Annotated in this window: 24 protein-coding genes and 1 tRNA gene; 9 read left to right on the forward strand and 16 right to left on the reverse strand. The window is 35.8% G+C overall.

Going from position 1 to position 25918, the window contains the following annotated elements; all coding sequences use genetic code 11:
* Positions 1-33 precede the first annotated feature (33 nt).
* Both FFS26_RS15135 and FFS26_RS15140 read left to right on the forward strand, forming a co-directional pair.
* Positions 34-107, forward strand: a tRNA-Asp gene (locus FFS26_RS15135).
* Between the two features lie 461 nt (positions 108-568).
* Positions 569-1597 carry a L,D-transpeptidase gene (locus FFS26_RS15140; protein ID WP_137905440.1) on the forward strand — a complete coding sequence of 343 codons (1029 nt, stop codon included), beginning with the start codon at positions 569-571 and terminating at the stop codon, positions 1595-1597.
* On the opposite strand, the gene FFS26_RS15145 is transcribed toward FFS26_RS15140, so the two are convergent.
* From FFS26_RS15145 to FFS26_RS15155, 3 genes are all read right to left on the reverse strand, one after another.
* Positions 1590-2117, reverse strand: a complete 528-nt coding sequence (locus FFS26_RS15145; protein WP_137905441.1) for a hypothetical protein — start codon at positions 2115-2117, stop codon at positions 1590-1592. The two genes, FFS26_RS15140 and FFS26_RS15145, sit on opposite strands and share 8 nt — an antisense overlap.
* A gap of 3 nt (positions 2118-2120) precedes the next feature.
* On the reverse strand, positions 2121-3440 hold the full coding sequence (locus FFS26_RS15150) for a PDZ domain-containing protein (RefSeq protein ID WP_137905442.1): 1320 nt from the start codon (positions 3438-3440) through the stop codon (positions 2121-2123).
* Positions 3441-3560: 120 nt separating this feature from the next.
* Positions 3561-4199, reverse strand: coding sequence for an alpha/beta hydrolase (locus FFS26_RS15155; protein WP_110010752.1), 639 nt, complete (start codon positions 4197-4199; stop codon positions 3561-3563).
* Positions 4200-4445: 246 nt separating this feature from the next.
* Between FFS26_RS15155 and FFS26_RS15160 the strand changes: the two genes are divergently transcribed.
* Positions 4446-4877, forward strand: coding sequence for a hypothetical protein (locus tag FFS26_RS15160; protein WP_228406536.1), 432 nt, complete (start codon positions 4446-4448; stop codon positions 4875-4877).
* A 48-nt stretch (positions 4878-4925) separates the two neighbouring features.
* Here the strand turns inward: FFS26_RS15160 and FFS26_RS15165 are convergent, their stop codons facing one another.
* Positions 4926-5564 carry a response regulator transcription factor gene (locus FFS26_RS15165; protein WP_137905443.1) on the reverse strand — a complete coding sequence of 213 codons (639 nt, stop codon included), beginning with the start codon at positions 5562-5564 and terminating at the stop codon, positions 4926-4928.
* Entirely contained in the window at positions 5554-7527 is a 1974-nt protein-coding gene (locus FFS26_RS15170) for a sensor histidine kinase (protein ID WP_137905444.1), read from the reverse strand. Before FFS26_RS15170 ends, FFS26_RS15165 begins: the two co-directional genes overlap by 11 nt.
* Positions 7528-7741: 214 nt before the next feature.
* Here FFS26_RS15170 and FFS26_RS15175 point away from each other — a divergent pair, with 214 nt between their 5' ends.
* Positions 7742-8146: a hypothetical protein gene (locus FFS26_RS15175; RefSeq protein ID WP_228406535.1), complete on the forward strand. Its 405-nt coding sequence runs from the start codon at positions 7742-7744 to the stop codon at positions 8144-8146.
* A 72-nt stretch (positions 8147-8218) separates the two neighbouring features.
* Here FFS26_RS15175 and tyrS read toward each other — a convergent pair whose 3' ends face one another.
* Complete coding sequence (gene tyrS / locus FFS26_RS15180) at positions 8219-9514, reverse strand: tyrosine--tRNA ligase (RefSeq protein WP_110010747.1); 1296 nt, start codon at positions 9512-9514, stop codon at positions 8219-8221.
* Positions 9515-9641: 127 nt separating this feature from the next.
* Between tyrS and FFS26_RS15185 the strand changes: the two genes are divergently transcribed.
* Positions 9642-10202: an RNA polymerase sigma factor gene (locus FFS26_RS15185; protein ID WP_110010746.1), complete on the forward strand. Its 561-nt coding sequence runs from the start codon at positions 9642-9644 to the stop codon at positions 10200-10202.
* A gap of 160 nt (positions 10203-10362) precedes the next feature.
* On the opposite strand, the gene FFS26_RS15190 is transcribed toward FFS26_RS15185, so the two are convergent.
* Positions 10363-10995: a hypothetical protein gene (locus FFS26_RS15190; RefSeq protein WP_137905445.1), complete on the reverse strand. Its 633-nt coding sequence runs from the start codon at positions 10993-10995 to the stop codon at positions 10363-10365.
* Positions 10996-11111: 116 nt separating this feature from the next.
* Between FFS26_RS15190 and lipA the strand changes: the two genes are divergently transcribed.
* A complete protein-coding gene (gene lipA / locus FFS26_RS15195) occupies positions 11112-11978 on the forward strand; it encodes a lipoyl synthase (RefSeq protein ID WP_110010744.1) in 867 nt (288 codons plus the stop codon).
* A 215-nt stretch (positions 11979-12193) separates the two neighbouring features.
* On the opposite strand, the gene FFS26_RS15200 is transcribed toward lipA, so the two are convergent.
* Entirely contained in the window at positions 12194-13087 is an 894-nt protein-coding gene (locus FFS26_RS15200) for an AraC family transcriptional regulator (RefSeq protein ID WP_110010743.1), read from the reverse strand.
* 183 nt (positions 13088-13270) lie between these two features.
* Between FFS26_RS15200 and FFS26_RS15205 the strand changes: the two genes are divergently transcribed.
* The gene (locus FFS26_RS15205; protein WP_137905446.1) at positions 13271-14470 is read left to right on the forward strand and encodes an MFS transporter; all 1200 of its coding nucleotides are present in this window, start codon (positions 13271-13273) and stop codon (positions 14468-14470) included.
* A 71-nt stretch (positions 14471-14541) separates the two neighbouring features.
* Here FFS26_RS15205 and FFS26_RS15210 read toward each other — a convergent pair whose 3' ends face one another.
* Positions 14542-14922, reverse strand: a complete 381-nt coding sequence (locus FFS26_RS15210; protein WP_110010742.1) for an STAS/SEC14 domain-containing protein — start codon at positions 14920-14922, stop codon at positions 14542-14544.
* 114 nt (positions 14923-15036) lie between these two features.
* On the opposite strand from FFS26_RS15210, the gene FFS26_RS15215 reads away from it, so the two are divergent.
* The gene (locus FFS26_RS15215) at positions 15037-16242 is read left to right on the forward strand and encodes an NAD(P)/FAD-dependent oxidoreductase (protein WP_137905447.1); all 1206 of its coding nucleotides are present in this window, start codon (positions 15037-15039) and stop codon (positions 16240-16242) included.
* A gap of 141 nt (positions 16243-16383) precedes the next feature.
* Here FFS26_RS15215 and FFS26_RS15220 read toward each other — a convergent pair whose 3' ends face one another.
* Together FFS26_RS15220 and FFS26_RS15225 are read right to left on the reverse strand one after the other, a co-directional pair.
* On the reverse strand, positions 16384-17574 hold the full coding sequence (locus FFS26_RS15220; protein WP_110010740.1) for a VWA domain-containing protein: 1191 nt from the start codon (positions 17572-17574) through the stop codon (positions 16384-16386).
* A 342-nt stretch (positions 17575-17916) separates the two neighbouring features.
* Entirely contained in the window at positions 17917-18591 is a 675-nt protein-coding gene (locus tag FFS26_RS15225; RefSeq protein WP_137905448.1) for an SIMPL domain-containing protein, read from the reverse strand.
* 138 nt (positions 18592-18729) lie between these two features.
* Here FFS26_RS15225 and FFS26_RS15230 point away from each other — a divergent pair, with 138 nt between their 5' ends.
* Positions 18730-20523 (forward strand): histidine kinase, encoded by a 1794-nt coding sequence (locus FFS26_RS15230; RefSeq protein WP_137905449.1) that lies wholly within the window; start codon positions 18730-18732, stop codon positions 20521-20523.
* Between the two features lie 70 nt (positions 20524-20593).
* Here FFS26_RS15230 and FFS26_RS15235 read toward each other — a convergent pair whose 3' ends face one another.
* From FFS26_RS15235 to FFS26_RS15255, 5 genes are all read right to left on the reverse strand, one after another.
* On the reverse strand, positions 20594-21418 hold the full coding sequence (locus FFS26_RS15235; protein WP_137905450.1) for a GLPGLI family protein: 825 nt from the start codon (positions 21416-21418) through the stop codon (positions 20594-20596).
* Positions 21419-21428: 10 nt separating this feature from the next.
* On the reverse strand, positions 21429-21782 hold the full coding sequence (locus FFS26_RS15240) for a WG repeat-containing protein (protein WP_137905459.1): 354 nt from the start codon (positions 21780-21782) through the stop codon (positions 21429-21431).
* Positions 21783-21792: 10 nt separating this feature from the next.
* Complete coding sequence (locus tag FFS26_RS15245; protein WP_137905451.1) at positions 21793-23979, reverse strand: peptidase domain-containing ABC transporter; 2187 nt, start codon at positions 23977-23979, stop codon at positions 21793-21795.
* Positions 23969-25276, reverse strand: a complete 1308-nt coding sequence (locus tag FFS26_RS15250; protein WP_137905452.1) for a radical SAM/SPASM domain-containing protein — start codon at positions 25274-25276, stop codon at positions 23969-23971. The genes FFS26_RS15245 and FFS26_RS15250 overlap by 11 nt, the downstream gene beginning before the upstream one ends.
* Before the next feature lie 249 nt (positions 25277-25525).
* Positions 25526-25780, reverse strand: a complete 255-nt coding sequence (locus tag FFS26_RS15255) for a hypothetical protein (RefSeq protein WP_110010733.1) — start codon at positions 25778-25780, stop codon at positions 25526-25528.
* Between the last annotated feature and the right edge of the window lie 138 nt (positions 25781-25918).

Consider the following 25918-nt stretch of genomic DNA (forward strand, 5'->3'; position numbering starts at 1 on the left):
TTGCACCAGTTAAAAGCAAATGCTACTTTAATTGATCCGGTAGTTCAGCTGGTTAGAATGCCGCCCTGTCACGGCGGAGGTCGCGGGTTCGAGTCCCGTCCGGATCGCAGAAAAAGTCTTCTAGAAATAGAAGACTTTTTTATTTTCCCCATTCCATTTACTATTCAATTTGATTCCTGTAAAAGTGATAATTTATCATTGACAGAATTCTCGTCTGGAAATTCGGGAATAGAAAAGTAAATAAAGTTCAGTTTTACATACTGTTGCTGATTGCTTTTTTATGTATTGTGAGATTTATACTGAATTTTTTAATGTAAACTGATCTTGGTGTAAAACTATTTTCAAAAAGAACTGGAAAGGAGAATAATGTTTATGTGAGACTCCCGGAATCCCTTTCTGGAACGCTAACCTTATAAAAATGAACTAACTATAACTCCTCATTTGCAATCCTTAAACCTCCGTTTTTTTACGGTATTTTTAAGAATGTCTTTTATGATTCAAATTTAGGTCTGATATTTGTACTGGGTAGCCAAACTAAATGGCCGATTTATTTATGAAAAACATATCTGTGAAAAAATCCTTTCTTTATGTCTGTTTATGCGCTTTTTTCTTGATTTCCTGTAAAAAGGAAATAGAAAAGATAAGTGATACTTTTAAAGATACTGTTGCTTCTTCGGAACCTTCGGAGGTGGAAAAGGATTCCATAAAGAAAGATTCTGTTCCTGTAGTGAAAAAAGAATCTGTTCCGCCTGTGATGCAGGAAAATGGTTTCTATAATGCCTTTGTTCTTCCTAAGGATAAAAAAATGCGTGATTCTGTGTATGCAGAATTCAGCAAGAAATACAGTGTAGAGGAGAGAACTGCTATTTTAGCTTTAAACAGGTTGGATTCTAAAAGTAAATGGAATGCCGATACTTTGGTTGTTCCTGCAAAAATAGATACAACATTGATGGCATATTCACCGTTTCCAATGCAGCTGGATGTATTAAGCGGAGTGAAAAAGTTTGTCATATTCTCATATCCTATACAGGCTTTTGCCGTATATTCCAATGGAAGTCTTGTAAAATGGGGCCCGACAAGTATGGGGAAAAAAGCAGCCCAGACCACAAGAGGGCTTACTTTTGCCAACTGGAAAAAGAAACTTGCCATTTCTACGGTAAGTACTGAATGGAAACTTCCTTATAACTTTAATATTCACAATATCGGAGGAATTGGATGGCATGAATATACCCTTCCGGGATATCCTGCTTCTCACTCATGTCTCCGATTGCTGAGGAAGGATGCCCAATGGCTGTATTCTTATGCAGATACCTGGATTCTGAATCCCGGCGGTGCTACAACAAAAGCCAAAGGTACAGCGGTAATGGTATTCGGAGATTACAAATGGGGAGGAAGAAAACCATGGAGAAATCTTTTGGATGATCCTAATGCCAACAATATTTCCGTTGAAGAATTGACGAAGCTTTTAGAGCCGGACGTTCCAAAAATGCTTAAAGAACAAAGCAACAGAGAAAAAGTGGTGGATTCTATCAAAGCAGCAAAAGCAGCATCTGCACCTATTCAGAATGAAAAGCCTGCAGAACCTTTATCTAATTGATTTTCTTTTCAAATTGCAAAGTAGATTCTTCAGCAAATTTTCTAAGTTTGATCATTTCCTCCTTACCTTTATGCTGCCCGAATCTTGCAGCAATATACGTAAGAAGAATAAACAATAACATGACAAAAGAAGCGCTCAGTGCCCAGGGGTATTCGGCGCTTTTTATCTGTTTCTCCACGTAATACATCGTGAAGAATGTCATCCACAGAATAGAAAAAGAAAAGTAAAGAAACATAAAAAACGTCCACACTGCGGAGCTAGGGCCAAATACTCCGCGTATTGCCGTATGCTCATCTTCCATTTCTACCCTTAAGGCAAGGCAGGGCTTCCAGTAATTATCATATTCTGTTTTTACCCAGATGGTAGCAACCTCCTTATTAATATTTCCTGAAAATTCATCTTTATGCTCTTCCATATATTTTTTAAGATTTTCAGCATACTCTTCTTTGGTAAGATGAGTAAACATTTTAAATCTGGGTCTGGTTCTTATTCTGTCTAAGGTGCTTTCTTCAGTATTCATATTTTATTCTTGATAAGGAATTGGGTCTTCAAGCATGAAGCGGAATGTAAGTTCTTCGTTTTTCCTTTGAATGATCATGGTAATATTTCTGCCCTCGCTGGACTTCATAAGTTCCATGATCTTTTCGAGAGTCATGTCTGCAGTCCGTTCTCCGTTAATGCTCAGAATTTTGTCATCTTTTTTAAGGCCTGCTTCATAGGCTGGAGAGTCTTTTCTTACTCCTGCAATGGAGAATATAGGTTTCAGACTGAATTTATACCGAAAAGCTTCTTTATAAACTTCATTTACTACTTTAGCTGATTTTTGAGTTTCAATATTTATCTTGTCCTGATGCCATTCCAATCCGTCTTGTCTGAAATCCAGTCCGCTCATATTAAAATGGAAAGGATCGTCAAAGTTTCTGTTCTTCTTAAGATATAACTTTTGATTGGGATAATCAAAAACTACAGTAAATCTACGCATAATTTCACTTCCTATGGAACCTTTTCTGTTTTCTACCAAATTAACATGCTGGATAGAAAATTCATCCGGCATAGCAGTAAGTGGCTTTTCAAATTTAAAATTTCCGAGATAAAAATTATGAATCCGGCTTCTTTTGCCATAGATATCTCCGTTGAAACCGCGGCCAAGGAAATCATCAATATTGGGTCTGTTGTAAACGAAATTTTTAATAAGAGTAGGGAAGAGCCAGAGCGCATCACTGTTTCCAAGGTCAATCAGTAATTTTGAATCTTTCTTTTCATTGGTCATTTCTACATCGGCATGCAAATAAGGCTTATTCTTTTCAATGGTAATGGGAAACTCTTCAAACCGTCTGATTTTCTTTTCCAGGAGGGCAGTATTTTCATAAACGGTTATTTTCTTTGATGTATAATCTATATAAATAGGATGGTCTTTAAAAAAATGGTACCCGATCACTCCATTTACAGGAATTCCTACATGAGGCGAAATATTAAATTCTTCATCAATAATAATGTAAAGAGACATAGAGGTATTGACAATAGCATCTCCTATTTTGCCAATATTGCGTTCCGATTTCAGGCCGTCAATACTTAAACTTCCTCCAAGACCTGAAAACTTTACTTTTTCTATATTGCTTAGCTTTACTTCCTTATTTTCCAGACTAAAAAGTATGGCTTCCGAAACTCCGGTATCCAGCAGGAAGGTAAGATCAGCACCATTAACATTGATAGGGATAAAGATAAGATTGTTGATAAACTGAAAAGGAATAACCGCTTTTTTAGTATTAATTAGTTCAAAAGTGTTCTGGGCACTTACAAAAATGCTAAGCAATAATCCCAGTAAAAACAATCTAAATTTCATTTACTGAATTTACTGAATTTATCTATATGATAATAAAAAAACATTCCAAAAGCTGGAATGTTTATATAAACTACAATAATGTAGGTTTTTTTGTTGAATTTATTTCAAAACAGTCTTTGTTTATTTTGAAAAAAAGTCCATCAAATCCATATAATTTTTCTGATTGACGCCATGTCCGCTCATATACTCTCTGAACGTAAAGTAACAGCTGAGATCATAAAGCAGATCTGCGGCTTTTCTTCCCCACTCAAGCGGTATCACAGCATCATCCGTACCATGAGAAATGAAAAAACGAAGTCCTTCCAGTTTCTTTTTATCTTTTACAATACCGTCCAGAATTTTTTCTTCAGGATAGCTGCTCATGCAGGCAACACGATTGAAAAGCTCAGGATGTTTTAAAGCCAGAGCGTAGCACAGTATTCCTCCCTGGCTGAAGCCGCAAAGGTGAGCTTTGCTTTCCGTAAGTCCATAGTGGTTAATAATCTTCAACATGCTTTCCAGAACTGCATGTAAAGATTCATTGGCCTGAGGGACATCGATAAAATTTTCGGGATCATTAAAATTGATATCATACCATGAGTATCCTTCAAACTGAGTATCACGGGGAGCCCTGAAACTTACAATGATCCAGTCATTGGGAAGCGTTTCTCTAAAACTGAAAAGATCCTGCTCATTGCTGCCATAGCCATGAAGCATAAAAAGAATGGGAGTTTGGGAAGTAATATGTTCCGGCTCTCTTACTAGGTAATCTAAATTCATACAGCAAAGATAATTAAATTACATACAGAATCTTAACTTTTATTATTCATACAATGAACTTCCGCTGCATGATGATGTATGTGCAATGATTAATTATCTGAAGTATATTTTTGAACTTTTCTGTAATTTTTTATTTTTTATTGATTTGATATTATTTGGAAATCTTTATTGGAAAATTTTCATAAAAGTTATTTTTATATTAATAAAAAACTTATATTTGAAACATTAAAAAATCTATTTGGAGAAATGAAGCAATTTTACAATTCAAAAAGTTTACTTAGACTTTCTTTTTTATTCGTTTTATTATTTTCTGTAATCACCGTTGTTAATTCTTGTAAAAAAGATGATGATGAAGAATTTCAGGATCACGTGGTTCAATTCGAAGTGAAGACAACTTCCGGAGGAGAGATAATAAGTGTTGTAACACAGGTAGGTACCACTCAGAACACCATATACAATACTCCGCAGTCTCCGGTAACTTCGCCCTGGACAAGTGGAGAGTTCTTTGTAAATTCCAGCCAGGCACAACTGAATCTTGATGCCAACGCATCAATGCCGGATGATAACTCTGAATTAACAATCAATCTTTACATCGATGGAGAAGTAGTAAGAACTGTTAAGAAAAAAGGTAAAGGTGTATTAGTTGCTTCTATTGATTACAGCTTCTTAGAACCGTAAATTATTTTAAACATTATATAAAAGAAACCGCTTTCAAAGCGGTTTTTTTTATTCTTCAATCATGCCTTGCTGTACAGCCAGACTGATCAATTCTGTTGAGTTCTTTGCATGAAATTTCTGCAGCAGATTCTTGCGGTGGGTGTCTACGGTAAGAGGACTTAAAAAAAGTTCTTCAGCAATTACGTTACTTGTTTTCCCCTGTGCTACCATCTGTAGAATTTGTTTCTCCCTTTTAGTGAGCCTCGGAACAGGAAGGATATTCTGAGAAGGAAGGCTGATTATCTGCTTGGTTTCATTGCAGAAAACAATATCTCCGGAAAGCGCCCCTCTTATAGATATCACAAGATCATCAATGGACGTATTTTTAAGAAGATAGCCGCTTGCTCCGTTTTGTATAGACTGCATAATAATACTTCTTTCCGAACGGTTGCTGAACATAATGACAGAGGTATTGGGTGATATTTTTTTTATTTCTCTGCAGAGATCTGTACCGTTGGAATCAGGGAGCGAAATGTCCAGAAGAACAATATCTACCATTTCCGACCGGATAAAACCCAGTGTCTCCTCACCGGATGCAAAACTTCCTGCTACATGAAAGAAAGGCTGGCTTTTCAGCATCATTCTTAATCCTTCAATGACAATAGGATGATCATCTACAATGACAATATTTATTTTTTCATTCTCCATGGATATTGAGTTCTATATTAATTGCTGTTCCCTGGTGGTCAGAATTGATTTCCATTTTTCCTTTCAGGTAATTGACTCTGTTTTTCAGATTACGAAGTCCCATACTTTTGGTAGTGTTTTCTATATTTTTATCAAATCCTTTTCCGTTATCTTCAATCGTGATCAGAAAATTTTCGCCGGATTGTGAACATTGAAGCAGAATACTGCTGGCTTTGGCATGTTTTACAGCATTGGCCAGTAATTCCTGTACAATCCTGTAAATATTAAGCTGGATATTTAAAGGTAATGATTTGTCAATATCAATAGCCTGAAAATCAATTTCAAGATTTTTTCTGTTGTAAAATTCACACAAATCATGTATGGCCGTTTCCAAACCGAAATTAAGCAATGATTCAGGCATTAAATTTCTGGCCACATGGCGGAGTTCACTTACAGAGTTGTCCAGCTGTCCGAGAATTTTATAAAACTCCTGATCTTTTTCAGGGTTTAAATGACTGGAAGACCAGGTAGAAAAATTGATTTTCACACCCGCAAGCATTCCTCCAAGGCCATCATGAAGATCTCTTGCAATACGTTCTCTTTCCCTTTCTTCACCATCAAGAATAGCTTTGGTTAATGATAATTCTTCTTTTTGCTTTATTTCATTGAGCTTCTGCTCGTTTATTTTTTTGTTTTTTCTGAAAATAATAAACAGGAAGATCAGAAGGCTTAAGGCCAGCAATAAAACCAGACCCATTCCCCATAAATAAGAATTTTTCTTGTTGACTTCCAGATCTTTTTGATTCTTTTCAGCATTTAAGGTTGCTATTTTTCTTTCTTTTTCAGCGGTATTGAATTTAGTTTCGAGTTTGTTGATTTCAAGCTTTACATTTTCTGTATTCAAACTATCGTTGAGTTTGGAATATCTTTGTTCCCACAGGAGCGCTTCTTTAGTATCTCCCAATTCTTCATTAAGCAGGGAAAGCTGCTTATAAAAAGTTTTTCTGTTATTAAGATCAATAGCCAGGGATTTTTCCGTTAAAACATCTTCCAGGGTAGTCTTAGCTTCCTTATATCTTTTAAGTTTCTTTAAAATGTCAAACTTGTTGAAATAAAACATTTGTGCCAGGAGATTCTGATTGTACTTTCTGGTATAAAAAATTCCTTTTTCTATTACAGGAAGAGCTTCCTCATTTTTCTGCCGGGTAATATACAGCAGGGTTTTGCTGTAATAATAAAAAGCATTGGATGAAGATTCAGGATATGCCCTGATAAGCTTTTCGGCTTTATTCAAATACTTTTCAGCCTGGTCTCCATTGGCCTGATAACAGAAATTGTTGGCAGAATTGAGATAGGTAAAAAATAGCTCAGCAGAATTCGGATATTGTTTTTCAAGAATTTCCAGGGCTTTGGTATTATAACCTTCAGCTTTTTTAAACTGGGCATTATAAGTAAGAATCACTGCAAGCTGAGTATACAGGAACCCCAGGTTTCTGCTGTTCTTATATTTTTCAACCAACGGGATACTCTTTTCAAGCATGATTTTAACCAAAGGAATATAACCCTCTTTATCCTTTTGCGAAACTCCGTAGCTGTACCAGGCAAGAGCCTGAAGAAAATCGGATTCTTCATTTTTGAATTTTGATAAAGACTGAATAGCCTGCTGATAAGAAACAGCAGCTTTCTTTTTATTCCTGTCCAGATTATACTGTCCTTCGTAATAATAATATTTGGCTGAAAAAAAAGGATGGCTTTGCGCCAGTAATTTTCCGTTGGAAAGATATTTCCTGCTCAAAACAGAATCATTGTTCCTGTAATAATTGGATAATAGGAAAAAGGCCGTTGCTTTTGAAGTATCAGGATGATTTCCCTTTGTAATACTTTGTAAGCTGTCTATATAAGATTTCTCATTAAGCGGAATGATTTGCTGGGATTGTAATGCCAAAGACAAAAACAGGCTTAACAGGACAAGTAATCTCTTCATTATGGATCAATTCTGTAAAATATTTTTTTAAACGCTCAATTTAATTAAAAATTTTAGCATAAAAAATACCTGAATTTAGGTAGAAAAAATTACTGGTTTTTCAGGATTGATAGACGTAGGTGATGCTCATAGCTTTGCAGATATCAAATCATGGATCATAGAATATTCAATATAGTAACTAAAATTTAAACAAAAGATTATGAAAAAAATGAGTATGAATAAGCTGTTAAGAGGGGCATTCGTTGCAGTACTAGCAGCAATGCTTATTGGATTTACAGTGTCATGCAGTAACGATGATGACGACAACAATGTGAATGGAGCAGGGAAAAGTCATAAAGTGGTCTTTAAAGCAATCGCTTCTTCAGGCAGTAATATTGAAGTAGCGGTGTACGGAATTGATGGTAACCCTACCACTGCAACAAGTCTTAGCGGAACAACATGGAGCAGCCCTGAGGTAACATCAGAACCGGGAGCATACAATGCCACCGTTGGAGTAAACGCTGTCGGACCGGATGCTTCTGCAACTTTGAAAGTTCAGATCTGGGTAGATGGAGAACTGAAGAAAGAAGGAACTTCCAGCGGACAGTATTTGTCGGCTACTACAAGCTATACATTTTAATATTAAATTTATTTAGGAAATGAAACCAGCGCTGAGATTCATCCCAGCGCCGGTTTTTTTATGTATTTTCTACTAGTTTGCTCTTACAATAAAGTAGCTTTTCTTACCTTTTTGAAGCAATAAAAATTTACCATCAATAAGATCTGTTTCATTGGCTGTAAAAGTATCATTTACTTTTTGCTTGTTGACAGAAATTGAATTTCCTTTAATCTCTCTTTGTGCCTCACTTTTAGATTTCAAGAACCCTGATTTTTCAGAAAGAAGATCAACAATATTCACTCCCAGAACATCAGCTTTTGCAATTTCTCTTTGAGGAACACCATCAAAAACTTCCAGGAAAGTTTCCTCATCGAGGCTTACAAGATCTTCAGCAGTAGAACGTCCGAAAAGAATTTCAGAAGCTTTCAATGCTTTTTCATACTCTTCTCTTCCATGTACCCAAACGGTAACTTCTTCCGCAAGTTTCTTCTGTAGCTTTCTTTCGTGTGGCGCTGTTTTGTGCTCTTCAATTAAAGCTTCAATTTCTTCTTTTCCTAAGAAAGTATAGAATTTGATAAATCTTTCAGCATCCTCATCCGTAGCATTCAGCCAGAACTGGTAGAACTTGTAAGGAGAAGTTTTCTTTTTATCCAGCCAGTAATTTTCCCCGCTTTCAGACTTTCCGAATTTGGAACCGTCTGCTTTTGTAATTAAAGGAACTGTTAAAGCAAAAGCTTCACCCTGAGCTTTTCTACGGATCAATTCTGTTCCTGTAGTGATGTTTCCCCACTGGTCAGAACCTCCCATTTGAAGCTTCACATTATTGTTTTGGTATAAGTGAAGGAAATCATATCCCTGGATTAACTGGTATGTGAATTCTGTAAAGCTCATTCCGTCTGCACCGGATTCTCCTGAGAATCTTTTCTTTACGGAATCTTTTGCCATCATATAGTTGACCGTGATATTCTTTCCGACATTTTTAGCAAAATCAAGGAAAGAAATATTCTTCATCCAGTCGTAGTTGTTTACCAGCTCAGCTTTGTTAGGCTCATTTCCTTCAAAATTAAGGAACTTTGAAAGCTGTTTCTTTAAACAGTCTACATAATGTAAAAGAGTTTCCTCATCCAGAAGATTTCTTTCAGCAGATTTCCCGGATGGATCTCCGATCATTCCAGTAGCACCTCCTACCAGAGCGATAGGCTTGTGGCCATGCAGCTGGAAGTGAGCCAGGATTTTTATCTGGATAAGACTTCCGATATGTAAAGAATCGGCGGTAGGATCAAAACCAATATATGCAGTAGTTACCTCTTTATTCAGTTGTTCATCGGTTCCTGGCATCATATCGGCAAACAGACCACGCCATTTCAGTTCTTCTATAAAGGAATTCATTGATTTTTAACTTTAAAATTTTAAGATGCAAAGATAATAAATTCCGAAGTATTAAGGGAAAGCCTTTTTACCATTTTAGCTTTCCTATACTTTGTTTTTCAGCCCAAATAATCTATATTTGTTATTAATGAACGACGAACAGCTATTCCTGCTCATCCAGAAGGCCAAGGATAAAGACCAGAAGGCCCAGACTAAACTCATCAATGTTTTTTGGGTGGATGTTTTCTCCTTTGTTATGAAGAAAGTGAGAGATGAAAATGATGCCGATGAAATTACTGTCAATGTTTTTTCAAAAGTATTGTCAAAACTGGATATGTTCGATCCTCATTTTCAGTTTAAAACCTGGGTACTGACCATTGCCCAGAATACCGTTATTGATTTCTGGAGAAAGAAAAACCGCGACAACGAAGACGCTGTTGAAAATCTTGATGAGGTCAAAAACCAATACGCAAAATCACCGGAAGAACTGCTTATCTCCGAAGAAGAACAGAAGAAAATCATCAAAACCATAGAATCCCTGGATGCCAATTATCAGGACATTATCAGATTGAGATTTTTTGAAGAAAAAAGTATCAAAGAAATTGCTGATGAATTGGGAATTTCAGTCGCCAATACCAAAGTAAGGGTCATGCGGGCCAAAAAAGTCCTGGCAGAACTCCTGAAAAATAATGAGTTTGATGATCATTAAATTCAATAATATTATTCAATAGAAACAGACTTGTCATTCTGAACGAAATGAAATGGAGTGAAGAATCTCATAAATTTGTTCATCAATAAGATTCTTCCTTCGCCAGAACAACAAGATTCACAATTGGCTTCAGCCAAAACTTAAATATTACGACTTTTATTTAAAAATAAACTTCCTCTTTTGTTTTGGGAAGAACTATTTTTTGCTGCTTTTCCTGGTTTCTGTTCTGCAGATTGATCTTTAGTCCTTTTTTAATATAAGTTTCCTTTAAGGATTTACCATATTCAGCTGTATTTTCTACTTCTTTGGAATAGTTCAGCTGTCCTGTTGAAAGGTTAAAATCTATATCTTTCCAGTAATCTCCAGGTCTTCCCGAAGTTGAGGAGGTTCCTATCAGTTCAAAATGTCCGTTCTGAAATCTGTATTTGTCTGTAACATCCCATTTCCAGCTGCTTCCGCCGTTTTGAGAAATAATCAGAATTCCTTTTTCTATTTTCGTTTCTCTGTAAGGGTCACCCATCATACCTCCGCCGTTGCTTTCCATAACAGCATTTCTGGATTTTTCAAGGATTGTCCATGCACCGCCAACCTTTTTCAGGATCTGGATTTCACGGATGTTTCCCATATCAGTAGTGTCCTTTGTGTTGTAGATAATTACTTTTTCAGGAATTTTATCACCATCAAGATCTCCGTCTACAGTTTCAATAACCGTGGAACCTGCAGGCTGAAATTGTTTTTGGGCAAGAGAAAACGTTCCACATATCGCGAATAAAAGGAAGAATATTTTTTTCATAAGAATATTTTGAGCATATAAATATACAAATGATATTTTGAATGATCAGTTTCATCAATATATCCGGTTGATGGTTTCCATTAAAAAATCCTTAACTTTGAACTTCAATTTTAGAAATGGAAAATTCAGTTCAAGACACTACCGTTCAAAAACCAAAATGGATCCGCGTAAAACTTCCTACCGGAAAGAATTACAGAGAGCTGAGAACTTTGGTTGATAAATATAAATTAAACACCATTTGCCAAAGCGGAAGCTGCCCGAACATGGGAGAATGTTGGGGTGAAGGTACAGCTACTTTCATGATTTTAGGAAATATCTGTACGAGAAGCTGTGGATTCTGTGGTGTAAAAACAGGAAAACCCCTTGATGTAAACTGGGATGAGCCTGAAAAAGTAGCAAGATCCATCAAGTTAATGAAGATCAAACATGCCGTGCTTACTTCTGTAGACCGCGATGATCTGAAAGATATGGGATCTATTCTTTGGGGAGAAACAGTGAATGCCGTAAGAAGAATTTCTCCGGGAACCACAATGGAAACATTGATTCCTGACTTTCAGGGTATCACAAAACACCTTGACAGATTAGTAGAAGTTGCTCCTGAAGTAATCTCTCACAACATGGAAACCGTAAAACGTCTGACCAGAGAAGTAAGAATCCAGGCAAAATATGAAAGAAGTCTTGATGTATTAAGATATCTGAAAGAAGCCGGACAAAGAAGAACCAAAACAGGAGTAATGCTTGGACTGGGAGAAACTAAAGATGAGGTTTTCCAGACCATTGAAGATATCAGAAATGCCAATGTAGATGTCATCACCCTTGGACAATATCTGCAGCCGACTAAAAAACACCTTCCGGTAAAGAAATTTATCACACCTGAAGAATTTGATGAGTTTGGGGATTTTGCAAGAAGCTTAGGTTTCAGACATGTTGAAAGTTCTCCTCTTGTAAGAAGTTCTTACCATGCAGAAAAACATATTCACTAAAATACAGACCGTTCAGCAATGAGCGGTTTTTTGTTTTTTTAGGTAACAGGTAGCAGGTAGCAGATTACAGGTGATAGGCTGCAGGTTTTAGTAGTTACTAATGAAGGCGGCAATCGTTACAATAACGACTGTCATCATTCCCATCCTTTGGAGGGGTGGCAAAAATTCAAAGAATTTTTGCCGGGGTGGTTCCTACAATACTCAACAAAGCCTACTTAACAAGTCGTATCCTTCTTAATCACTCCAATCTTCCCATTAATTTCAATAGGTCTGAAATGTTTTTTCTTAAACTCCGAAGGCGTTTCTCCCGTATGCTGCTTAAACAGTTTATTAAAATATGAAAGACTTTCAAAACCTACCTGAAAACAAACTTCTGTCACAGACTGATCTTTCAGCAGGAATATTTTAGCCTGATTGATCCTGTAATTGTTAACAAAATCAGTAAACGTCATATTCGTCTGCTTTTTAAAATACCGGCAGAAAGCAGGAGTACTCAAGCTGACAACCTGGGCCACTTCATTGACATTGGGCTTCCGGTCATAATTTTCGTGGATATAGTCGTAGATGGTTCCCATTCTGATCTTATCATTTAAAAACCATTTGATCCGGGTATCTTCCTTATTCAGTTCTTTCACTTCGGCGGTATGGGCCAGGATTTGCAGAATTTCAATCAGCCCAACTAAGGATTCAAAAGAGTTTTTATCTTTAATAGCCTGTAGTTTTTCAACAACTGTAATTTTGGTTTCTCCGGAAAATGAAAGTCCGAGATAGGACCGTTCCAAAAGGTTCTTAATATTCTCAAATTCCGGAACAGGAAGAATAATGTCCTGAAGGAAGCTTTCCCGCATCTGCAATACAAGCTGCCTGCATTCGGTCTGAATACCATAGTCAAAATTAAGATGAGGAACGTTGGAACCAATCAGTAAAAGATCACTGTCTGTAAAGCCGGAAATGTTTTTTCCAACGTGGCGGATTCCGTTCACAGCTTCTACATATACCAGCTCAATTTCCGGATGATAATGCCAGAAAAAACAGTTTTTCAGAGAAGGAGAAAATAGCTTGAAGGATTTCCCTTTTTCAAACTCAATAATTTCTTTCTGGATCTTCATTTTGTTCTTATTTGATTGTTTCTGAATTTAAAATTAATTAAAAAGGTTAATATGGAGCAAATTTTTATCATTCAAGTAGGAGTGAAATTCAAACTTTCTTGCGATTTTTGCACTTTCAAAATAAAGATACTCAGGTGATCCTTTAACTTGAACGAAATTAATTCAGAAAAAGATTTAGAGACAATGAAGATTGATAAAAGAATAATACCACTGGCAATTGGTGGTTTAGGGATAGGAACTACGGAATTTACCGTCATGGGACTGCTGCCGGATATTGCCAAAACATTACAGATTACGATTCCGCAAGCCGGACATTTGATTTCGGCATATGCCATGGGCGTGGTTATCGGAGCTCCAATCCTGATTGGATATTCTGTAAAATTCCCTCCGAAAAAAGTCCTGATGGCTTTTATGATCCTTTTTACATTATTTAATGCGCTTTCGGCTATTGCACCGGGATATAACAGTATGCTGGTTATCCGTTTTATGTCCGGACTTCCGCATGGAGCCTTCTTCGGTGTAGGAACAGTAGTGGCTTCAAGAATGGCAGGAAAAGGAAAAGAAGCATTTTATATATCAATGATGTTTACAGGGCTTACGGTTGCCAATCTCGCAATGGTGCCTCTGGTCACCTATATTGGGCATACCTTCCATTGGAGACTATACTTTGCGATTGTAGCAATGATTGGTCTTTTTGCCATTTTATTTTTAAAAATGTGGCTTCCTAATCTGGAATCCAACCAGAATACCCATTTCATGGAAGAACTGAAATTCCTTAAAAATAAACAGTCGTGGCTGGTATTGGCTATTACAGCCATTGGATTTGGAGGATTGTTCACATGGCTGAGCTATATTACTCCTTTAATGACTGTTGTTGCCGGGATCAAAAGCAGCCAGATGGCTTATGTAATGGTACTTGCCGGGGCCGGAATGGTAGTTGGAAACCTGGTGGGAGGTATTGTTTCAGATAAGCTGGGACCTGAAAAAACCTGTGTATTGCTGATTTTCCTGATGATGATTTCTCTCGGAGGTGTTTTCTTACTTGCTGAATATAAAAATATTGCTTTGGTACTGACGTTCATGTGCGGTGCGCTATCCATGTCTATCGCATCACCCATCAATATTATGATGATGAAAGCTGCCCCGAAAAGTGAAATGATGGCCGCAGCTTTTATGCAGGCCGGTTTCAATATTGCCAATGCAATGGGAGCTTTCCTTGGAGGAATTCCTTTGGAATATGGGTATTCGTTCAACTATCCATCGTTGGTGGGAGTAGGGATGACCTTTATCGGACTGGTTATAAGTGTAAGATATATGTACCTGTATGGTTCAAAAACTGAGAAAGAAGAAATAGCTGCAGAATGTGTATCATGTGATAAATAAAAAAGAAGTCACAGTTAAAAATAACATCGCCTGTTTCAGTAAGAAACAGGCGATTCTTTATCAAATAAATGTTATGCCTCTACCTCATCTCCGTTTTTACACCAGTAGAGGGCATTGTATAAATTTTCTTTTGGGAAAGATTTGAACTCTCCCGGCATCAGAACACTGAAAACACTGGTGAAATTCCGTATCCCTTCTTTATCCGTAACAATGGCTGAGCGGTTCCAGTTGGTAAGATTTTTCAGTCCCAACAATAAATCTTCAAGCCATGCACCCATGGTAAAATTATCCAGATCGGTATCCAAATACAATAAATAATTCAGCTCACCGAACTGCTCTACCTTCTCTTTTACACGCGGAATTACCAGTTTTTCAAAATCCTCTTTCGTTACTTCACCCGTCGCATTGAATGCCGCAACATTCTCCGGGGCTTCTGGAATAATTGTTATCATAATAAATATTTTATGGTGGTTCAGTTTAAAAGAATAACAATAATTACACCATAATTTAGTAGAAAATTGTTAAAAAAGGTATAAATGTTGTTAGTTTCAGTGTAAAATATTAATATGAATCTCAAATCAAATGAACCTTTCTGGCTTCTAAAAAACGGATTGTTAGCATCTTATCCATCGTTAAAATCAAATGAAGAATGTGATGTTCTCGTTGTAGGAGGTGGGATTACAGGAAGCCTGATTGCTCATCAGATGATAAAAGACGGGTACAAAACCATCCTGATTGATAAACGCGAACTTTGCAACGGAAGTACTTCCGCCACCACTTCAATGTTACAGTACGAAATAGATGTTCCTCTGTATGAGCTGATAGATCAGATAGGAAAAAAAGGTGCGGTCTTAAGCTATAAAGCCTGTAGTGATGCTATTGATACCCTGGAAAAAATCACAAAAACCATCAGATCCAAAGCAGGTTTCAAACGCAAAAAATCATTGTATTATGTCTCGAAAAAGAAAGATCTGGAATGGCTGACAAAAGAATATGAGGCGAGAAAGGCTGCGGGATTTGAAGTAAAGTGGCTGTCTGCAGGTCGTGTTCTGAAACAGTTCGGATTTGAAAATACCTATGGCGGAATCTTATCAAAACAAGGTGCAAGCATTGATGCTTTTCAATTCGCTCATGAGCTTTTCATGCATAATGCAAAGAAAGGATTGAAGGTATTTGATAAAACTGAAATGGTAAAAGTGGAGGAGCATAAAGGATTTAATCTGGTTACCACAGACAGCGGATATCAGATCAAAGCAAAAAAAATGATCTACTGTATAGGTTATGAAAGTAAAAACCTGATCAAAGAAAACTTTGTCAACCTGAAAAGTACCTACGCGGCCGTCTCTGAAATTGATAAAGACAAATTCAAAAACATCAGCAGCACATTAGTATGGAATACCGATACTCCTTATCTCTATATGCGGACTACCGATGACGGAAGACTTCTCATTGGAGGAGGAGACAAAGACTTTTATGATGCCGAAAAACGTGATGCTATATTGTATAAAAAAGAAAAAGAAATTCTTAAAAATTTAAAGAAAATAAAACCCGATTATCATTTCTATACAGACTTTGTCTGGGCTGGAACTTTTGGGGAAACAAAAGACGGCTTACCCTATATCAGCGAGCATAAAAAATTTAAAAATTCTTACTTTGTGTTGGGGTTCGGAGGAAACGGAATTACTTTTTCGGTAGCAGGAATGGAAATGGCTTCTTTGTTTATGAAAGGCAAAAAGCATCCTTTATCAAGGTATTTTAAATTTGGAAGGTAAATTTTCATGCTTTGTTTTACATGACAAATACTCCAATTGTTATGCTCAATTCCCTTCCTGTGGAGTGGTGTCAAAAATTCAAAGAATTTTTGACAGGGTGGTTTAAAAAAGCAGGCAGTCACAAAAAGACTGCCTGTTCAACTATAAGCTATACCCGTTCTTTTTAGCAAGTTCAACAATAGAACTCTCAATGGCTTTTCCTAAATCATCAGAATCATCATTTCCTCTTTTTTTCATTTCGGAATCAATATAAGTCTGGCGTTTTTTGGAGAGTTCTTCTATTTCCTTTTGAATTGTATCGCGAGCTGCTGATTTGGCAGCAATCGCTTTTTGAATTTCTTCCTTACTTTTTCCTTTCAACTCTGCAGGAAGTTCGCTTTCTTTTACTGTCGCAATAAATCCGGCATCTTTTTCAGCTTTATCTACCAGATCCCAGTGATCATTTTTGTAAGCGTTCTTTTTGGATTTGGCAACTGTTCTTTCCACCAGGTTGGATGCCGATTGGGCTTCTGCATTTTTATCCTGTGTGATCTGTTTAAGCCTGTATTCTGAGCCATGATTTCCGTAGTAGATATAAGTATCATTTAACCTGGCATTGCATTCGGAAATTCTTTTGTCGTAAGGGGTTTCAATATACATCACTTTTCTGTCGCTGTCTATATTGAAATATTTTCCTCCTCCAAGGGATGCTCCGTTTTGCCAGAATGTCTGGATTCCCTCTTCGCGGCTTCCACAGAAAATGGTGTTGGTGTAAATATTTTTAGCTTTTGCTTTTGAAACAACCTCTTTATAATTTATTTTTCCCTGATCAAATGCTTCGTTACCGGCAATATAAATCAGTTTCATACTTTTTTCATTCCCATCCCAATTGAGGTTGGCAGAGGCATCACGGATCACTGCACCGCAATATTCACTGCCTCCATTTGTTCTTAAGGCAAATAATTTTTCAGAAACAAGATCCAGATCCTGAGTGAGAGGAGTTACCTGGCGGATGTAATTTTCATCACGGATTCCGTCGTTGCCATATTCATAAAGGGCAATTTCGATATCGGGAGCCTTTCCGTTGTACTTAAGAGTGGTAACTGTATTCACAATATTCCACAGTCTGGATTTTGCCTGATCAATCAATCCGTCCATACTATTGGAAGTATCAAGAAGAAGAGCAACCTGAATTTTATTGTCTTTTACCGTTGAGGTTACCGGAATCAATGCCATTTTTTGTACCGGTAAATGATTGTCAGTATTACTATTTGCAGAGCGGTTTTCCTGAATGTTTCCGGAGCTTAACAAAGCTGTACCGGCTGCAAGTGCTAAGATTTTTAACATTGTCATATTGTTGTTTTTTATTGGTTATTTGTTGTAATCGGAAATTTTTAAATCCTATTATTTTAAATTCCTGAAGTAAAATTATCTTTATTTAAGGCTGGAAATCGGGAAACTTGGTGAACGGAAGGTTTCACTTGGTGGATGATAAAAACGGAAGGATCTGATTATATGTGATCGTAAGAATCTAATGTGTCATTTCAATACTGTCAGGCTGAGCGGAGTCGAAGCCTTTACCATTCGAAAAACTTTAATAGATCGGCAGGTATTTTTCTTCGGTCAAAAACGCAATAACCCAATAGTAAAAAACAAAAAAACTGCCCAAAAGGCAGCTTTCTTACATCCGTTATTTTAAAGGATTTCGTATTTTGTTTTAATGCTGTATTTCAGCTTGATGTTTTCAATGTTATCAAAAGAAAAATCTACCGGAGCATCAGCCATTTCCAACTGGATATTGCTTGCTCTTCCTTTGTAGGCTGCCGGCATAATCATATCGCTGGTGTAATCTTCTATCTCTACAATTTCAAGGGCATTTCCTGTCTTTTTACCCATACTTTCCAGTAAGTAGTCTGCTTTCTCTTTGGCTGCTTTCAAAGCGTTGATCTTCACTGCTTTTCTGAAATCTGCAATTTTGGTATTCTTTACCTCCGCAATATTCAGGCTGCTTACCCACTTTTGATTCAGGTCTTCAAAGATTTTGTTGAGGTTTGATTTTGTACCGGCTTTAAAGTGATAATTTTTGGAAAACTTAGCGGTTTTAGAGTAAATATTCTGATACATGGATTTGAATTTGATATCCTCGTTCTTTACCCCTGCATTTTTCAAAATATCAAATAATTTCTTTTCATTATCTGCCAGATCGTTTTTATTATCAGCTTTTATCCCGATACTGAAGATAATTTCATCCGGTTCTACTTCCATTTCTGCCACTCCTGTTACTTCAATTGCATTTTTCTTTACTTCCTGAGCGTTTACAAAACTTCCAAGAGTTAAAATTCCGATTAATAAAAAATGTTTCAATTTCATAATTTCCTGTTTTTAAATTTTTAATTCTGATGTAAAATTACACAGATCAGTAACCGAAATCCGGGAGACTTGGTGAAATGGAACTTTCACTTGGTGAATAGTTTTTGAGCAGACTATATATATGTATATCTTTGTTTTATGAAAATGCTTAAACTCTTTACTCTATTCTTACTGGTGCTTTCGGGAAATACAATATTTTCCCAAACCACTACTAACAGCAGTGCTGCTGTGGAAGAAGTGCAGGTAGAAACAAAGAAGCTGAAAAGAGCAATGGACACCAAAAACGAACCTGCCCAGGCAGATTCTTATTATAACATCGGTGAAACATTTTTCAATAGCGGAAACTTTCCCAAAAGTGAAGAGTACTATACAAAAGCGAAAAAACTATATGAAAAACTCAATGATAAGCCCAATATCGAGAAAGCAACCCGAAGATTAGCCCAGTCACAGGAGAAGCAGAATAAAATAACTCCTGCCATCAGTAATTACAGCATGGCAGCACAGGTAAGTTACAGCGAAAAAAGTAAAGCTGTGAATTCTAATGATGCGGCAAGACTTTCTTCTCCTACCCCCGAACTGAAAGCAGAAGCGATTCAGAATAATATCAATCTGACTAAAAAGGAAAATGATCAGGGAGACCTTGCAGAAAGCTACAGTCAGCTGGCAGATGTTAACCTGAAACAGAAAGATGTTTCCAGTGCTGAAGAAAACCTGAATACAGCCTATAAAATTTCTAAAAAAGAAGCTCCTCAACAGGCTCTTGCCATCAATCAGAAGCTGGCAGACCTGTATGTTGAAAACAAAAACTTCGAAAAAGCTATTGAAGCCAAGAAGAAAGTTTTGAAAGAAGACTTTGTAAAAGAAAACTCGCAGGAAAAAGTCAATCAGATTCAGGAACTGGCAGATATCTATATTAAAAAAAATGATCCTGAGGAAGCCGTAGATCTTTTAAAAAATGCCTACGGAATTGCACTGGACAAAGGTCATACACTGGAAGCACAGAAAAGTGTAAAAAAGCTGGACAGCCTTTATGCGATCTCAGGAAATATTGATGCCTCCGTTCAGTTATACAGAGACTTTTTGGGAAAACTTCCCAATCTCGTTTCTAAAGACAGAAGCCTGGTTGATAATAAAATTCTGGAAGATACAGAACAGAGAATTTCACAGCTGGAAAAAGAAAAAGAGTTGAAAGATGAACTGATCAGAAAGAAAAACGTCTTTAATTACAGTCTGATCGGAGCGTTGATTGTACTTACCGGACTCATTATTTTCATTTTCAGAATGCTGAAAAAAGTTCAGACTAAAAATAAAAAAATAGCTCTTCAGTCGCTGCGAAGAGAGATGAATCCCCATTTTATTTTTAACAGTTTAAATAGTGTCAACCATTTTATAGCCACCAATAATGAGCTTGAAGCGAATCAGTATCTTACAAAATTTTCGAAGCTGATGCGCGGTGTAATGGAAAATTCTACCGAAGATTTTATTCCTTTTCAGCAGGAGCTTAACCTTTTGCAAAATTATCTGGCGCTTGAAAAGACCCGTTTTGCAGATAAATTCGATTACGAAATTGAAGTAGATGAAAGTCTGAATATGCAAAACCTTCAGGTTCCGGGAATGCTGATACAGCCGTTTCTGGAAAATGCTGTCTGGCACGGACTCCGTTACAGAACCGAAAAAGGATTTTTAACATTAAGCTTTGAAAAAAGTGAATCGCATCTTAAAATCCTTATTGAAGACAATGGAATAGGGATTGAAGAAAGTAAAAAGCAGAAAACAGAACATCAGAAAACAAGAGAGGGCAGGGGAATGAAAAATACGCTGGAAAGAATTCAGCTCCTGAACGATCTGTATAAAAAAGACATTCAATATTCTGTAAAAGATAAAGAGAACGGTAAAGGAGTTCTAGTCATTATGGCTATGAATCTGATATAAAATTTCAATAACGGAATGTATCAATAATTGAGGTTTTAAAAATAATCTTTAATTGTTATAGCTATTGAGTTTATCTGTTATAAGGGAAAGATTTATCTAATTCTATTGGGTTATAATATTGAAGAATGTATTCCTGCTCTTCTTTTATAAGCTTTGTTAGTTCTTCAGGTTTATATTTTACCCCATTATATTCGAAAGAGGAGATTCTATTATTGCTAAACTCTTGTTTGATATCATTTAAAGGATTATTGAAATATTCCAGTGCCTTTTTTATCACCGTTTTTTCATCAGTAGGAATGGGTCTGTCTCCATATCTTACTTCTAAAACATTAGAGGTATCATAGGTTGATTTCAGGTTAATATTTTTAACAAGTTTGAATATGAAATTATCTTGGGTATCCTTAATTTCCACAATAAGTCCCGGAAGTCCCTGGAACTTGTAAGGCCCCTGATTGAATGGAATATCCTTGGCAAACCATGCTACCCATTCCCGTCCTCCAAATTTTGCAGTAGCTTTTTGGACATTCAAACCATTTTCCTTTTTTGTTTGTTTTTCAAGATTCCATTGAATATGATCATCTGTAGTGTAGGAATAGATATTATCTCCTACCAGTACATAGTTGAGGTTTTTCTCAGAATTCTTTTTTCTGCTGACAGGTATTTGGGTAGTCCATGTCTTATCCTGGGAGTGATATAGTTGATTTAAAGAATCTTTTTCCAAAAACTTATAATCATAATACTTTACATGATCAGGATTAATGTCAAGTACCATGAATTGTTTTTTGTAATTATTTTCCGTAGCATCCGGCTTATAATTCAGTTCATAAATATACCTGTGAGTTTGCGAATGAATAAAGATTGCACTTAAAATGAATATGAGTTGGGCGATTTTCATGTTCCAATATTTACTTGACGTATTTTTTATATAATGAAGAAAAATAGTTTTTAATGTAGTTTAGTTCATATTGAGGAGGAATAATCTCAGTTCCAGAACTATTTATAAATCCGTATGATCCTGATATATTTTTTACCAAAGCGAGGTCTTCAGAATACTCTCCGAAGTTATTAATTTTTGAATAGATTGGCTGAATAATAATTTTCCCTCCTTTATCCATGATTCCATAGGTTCCGGAAACGGTTTTTGCAAGTCTCCAGTTTTTGTTTATTTTACTGATATCTTCTCTTTTGGATAACTTTACTTGTGAAAAAGAAAGGTTAAATAAAGTGAAGCATAGAAGCGTAATAATTTTAAATTTCATAATACTTTGTTTAAGTTGTTAATTGTAATTGGTAGGATATTAATTTTGAATATTCAGACTCCTTGCAGAGAAGTTCTTCATGGGTTCCTATTTCTGCAATCTCACCATTTTTCAATACAATGATCTGATCCGCATTTTTAATCGTACTAAGCCTGTGTGCAATGATTACAGAGGTTCTGTTTTTAAGATAAGTATTCAGATTAGAAATGATTTTATTTTCATTAATAGAATCCAGTGAGGAAGTTGCTTCATCAAAAAATATAAAATCGGGATCTTTATAAATGGCTCTGGCGATAAGTAGCCGTTGTTTTTCACCTCCGCTCAGTGAGATTCCTATCTCACCTATTTTAGTATAGTATTTCATAGGCAGGCTTTCTACTTTTTCATAAAGCTCTGCAATCTTAAGGGCAAGATTTAACCTGTTTATATCTGGGTTTTCGGTAGACATGGTTATATTTTCAAGAATTGTTCCACTGAAAATATATCCTTCCTGAAGAATAGCACCGCATATTTGTCGCCAGTCCTTGATATTAACATCTTTAATGTTATTGTTTTCAATAAAAATATCTCCGCTGGTAGGGTAGTAGAACCCCAACAATAATTTCAGTAAAGTTGATTTTCCGCTTCCGCTTTCTCCTACAATAGCAGTAGTTGTATTTTTTTTAATGGTAAGGTTAATATTCTTAAGAACTTCAAGCTCTGAGTTGATATCATATTTGAAATTGACTTTCTTCAAGGTGATGTGATCTACAGAACCAATACTATGATAGCTTACATTTTCCTTGATCTCGTTTTCTTTATTGTAAATATCGGTAAGCCTGTCATGAGCCAGTTTGGTATTTTGAAAATTTTGAGTGTAATCCGTTAATTGCTGCAATGGAGCAGAAAGCTGTCCCAATATATAACTGACCATCATCATCAGACCTAAAGTAATCTGAGATTCTATAACAAGATATGATGTATAGCCTATAAGACTGATATCTCTTATTTTCGATATGAATAAGTGACCGTCGTTCATATAAAAATTGATATAGGCCAGCTTGGTTTTTAAGGTTTTCAGCTTATTTTCAGAATTTATCCAGTTGGAAAGTCTTGATCTTTCCGCACTGTTTATCTTTATATCGGTAATTCCCATAATCAGCTCATAGATTGTATTTCTGTTTGCTGACTCCAGGGCAAATAATGAATAATCGATCTGTTTTTTCTTTTTAAAAAACAAAAGGATATAAACAAAGGAAATGATACTGAACAATACAAAAACTAAAAATATCTTATAATTCTGATATATCAGAAGCAGCGAAAAGACAATGATATTCAGTACGCTGGTAACTACCCCTATCAAACTATAAGTGATGAAATAATTTATTTTATGCTGGTCGCTTAGTCCTTCAATAAGATCAGATTTAAATTTTGAATCATGATAGCTTATAGGAAGTTTCAGAATTTTTAGAAAATATAATTTATTGAAGTCAATATTTAGTTCAAGACTTATTTTGGTATTGATGACTTCGGAAAGACTTTGAGAAAGCAAAAAACTGACTGCAAAAACAAACTGCAGCAAAAGTAATTTTATGACAATATGCATATCTTTTGACAGAATACCTTTGTCTATATTTTCTTTCAGCAGAAGAGGCATTGCCCAGTTGGCAGCTAGCGTAACAAGAGTAAGAAAAACAGATAAATAGAATTTTTTCCTGTTTTTTTTTAAAATCCTTTTAACATTGGCAATAATTGGATTTTTTTGTTTTTCCTTTTTGTTGTTGATGAGTTCTATATTTTCAAAGTCTTCTGAAGGTTCAAATACTATTGCAATTCCTTCTGATCCATTTAACCATTTTTCACTGAAGTCTTCCAAAGAGAGACTTACTCTTCCAAATCCCGGATCTATAATATCAATTACTCTTTTTCTGATATTTTCAAGAATAATGAAGTGCCCGTGTTTTAGATACAAAATTGAAGGAAGGGGCATCTCATAAATGTCCTCCAAGGTAATGTTTACAGTAGCGCAGTTGAATCCGTTATTTTTAAGGAAAAGGCGGAGGTCTTTGATAGAAATTCCAAGTTTTGAAACCTTAAGGTTTTTTTTAATTTCTCTTAAAGTATATTTTTTTCCATAGAATGCACAAATCATTTGAAGACATGCGGGTCCGCAGTCATTAGCTTCAAGTTGATGTGTGAATTTTATTTTATGCTTCATGGAAGAATAGCTTTTCCAGACGGTTCATGATTACTTCGTCTTTTTTCTCATTATCATAGCCCATTTGGCACTTATCCAGTCCTTTTGCTTCCAAATTAATCTGGTGGCATCCACCTCCACATAATGGAAGGATTCTGCAGTTTTGGCAAGCTTTAGATTGAATTTTTAACTCCTCCCAAGTAAGAATTTTTTCATTCCATTCAATTTCTCCTTCATCATTCAGTTCACCATACTTATTTTCTTTCGTAAAATCTCTTGCAGTACATTTGTAAACATCACCGTTATAATTGATAACCGCTTCGTTCTTTTTATCGGCATAGCAAGGATTGGTAAGGCCTTCTAAAAGTTCTGTTTCTTCTCCTTTAGGAATAAGATTGTGTTTTTGATAAAGTTCCATTACTTCTTTTACCTTATCATCAATATTATTTACTTCGATGTCCTGCCATACCTGATGGAAACTGATGCTCAGATAGCTTCTGTCTTCTTCATTCAGATCGATAAGATCATTGACAATTTCCTTTGTTGAGTCAATATTTTCAGCGGTATAATTAATTCTTATAAGAACACTTATTTTTTCTCTGAGTAATCTTTTTATAGAATCAATAATTTTATCATAAGAACCTTCTTCTTTTTGAGCAACTCTTACTTTGTTATGCTCTTCTCTTCCTCCGTCTAAGGTAATCTGGAAAAATTTATTGTCATTTTCATAAGTCAGATGATTAACCATTCTGTCATTAAGAAGATAGGCATTGGTCGTGAAAGAAATAGTAAAGTTGATATGAGAATAATCTTCATATTTGGTTCGGTAATGGTTGATGATAGGTTCGGTAACCTTGCTGTAATACATCAAAGGTTCTCCACCGAAAAAGGAAAGGTCAAATGAATTGAGGTTTTTGTTTTTTTCCAAAGTCTTATCAATAAACTTGATAATCTTACCCACTCCTTCATTACTCATCTTGGAACCCACAATATGAGATTCATAGCAATACCAGCATTTGAAATTACAGTTCATTGTTGGGTTAATAATAAGGCGGTAGGTTTTATCAGAATTATCTACCTCTTTACTTCTCTGAATCACTTCCTGAAGTTCATCGCGATCATAATCAACAATGGCATTGATATCTAGTAAATTTTGGTAAATGGATGGATGATTTTTCTCCAAATCAAGGATGGGGAGTTTAAAGTAGCCTTCTAAATCTCTTTTGATGACAATACATTTATCCTCTTTTGAGTTATATACTGCTGAAATAGTATCACTTAAAGGAATGATGGAATTATATTTACTGAATTTATACATAATTTCTCTTTATATTATTATTGTACTTGGTTTTGGATTTAATGTGATGCATTTTGAGCCATTGATGCTATTATCACATTGCTAAGAAATATTGGTACACCTGATACTGCTATCAGAATCACAGTGACTTCTGCCGCTTTATTTACCATGAATAAACCAGCTTTAAAAACTCCTGTCTTTGGTGTATTTTTAATAAACTCTAAGAAACCTGAAGAGTTTCTTGAGCTGGTATATTAGTTTTTTTGATTCTTATAAAATTCCGGTTGATGGGGTCAGCACTGTACATTTTCTACCATTGCTGGAATTGTCACAATTTCCGTTGGAACAGCGGGACTCATTAATAGATCCCTGACAGGCAGAACTGCCATTGACGCATTGGCTGCCGTTGACCACTATAAAATCTCCGGCCATTAAATCTTCATTGACTTTGGATAAATAAAGAGATTCACTGTCACTAGAAATCATCTTTTCTTCAATTATTTTTAAAAATTTAGATTTTTCCATGTTAAATTAGTTTTGAGTGTTTAAAAAAGTAAGAATTACTATAATTTTTTTAGTTATTAAGTTTTGCTATAATATACCTGTTGAAGGGGTTAATACGGTACACTTTCTTCCGTTGATAGAATTGTCACAGTTTCCGTT

The organism is Chryseobacterium sp. 2VB, assembly GCF_005503635.1.
In the GTDB taxonomy this organism is placed as follows: domain Bacteria; phylum Bacteroidota; class Bacteroidia; order Flavobacteriales; family Weeksellaceae; genus Chryseobacterium; species Chryseobacterium cupriresistens.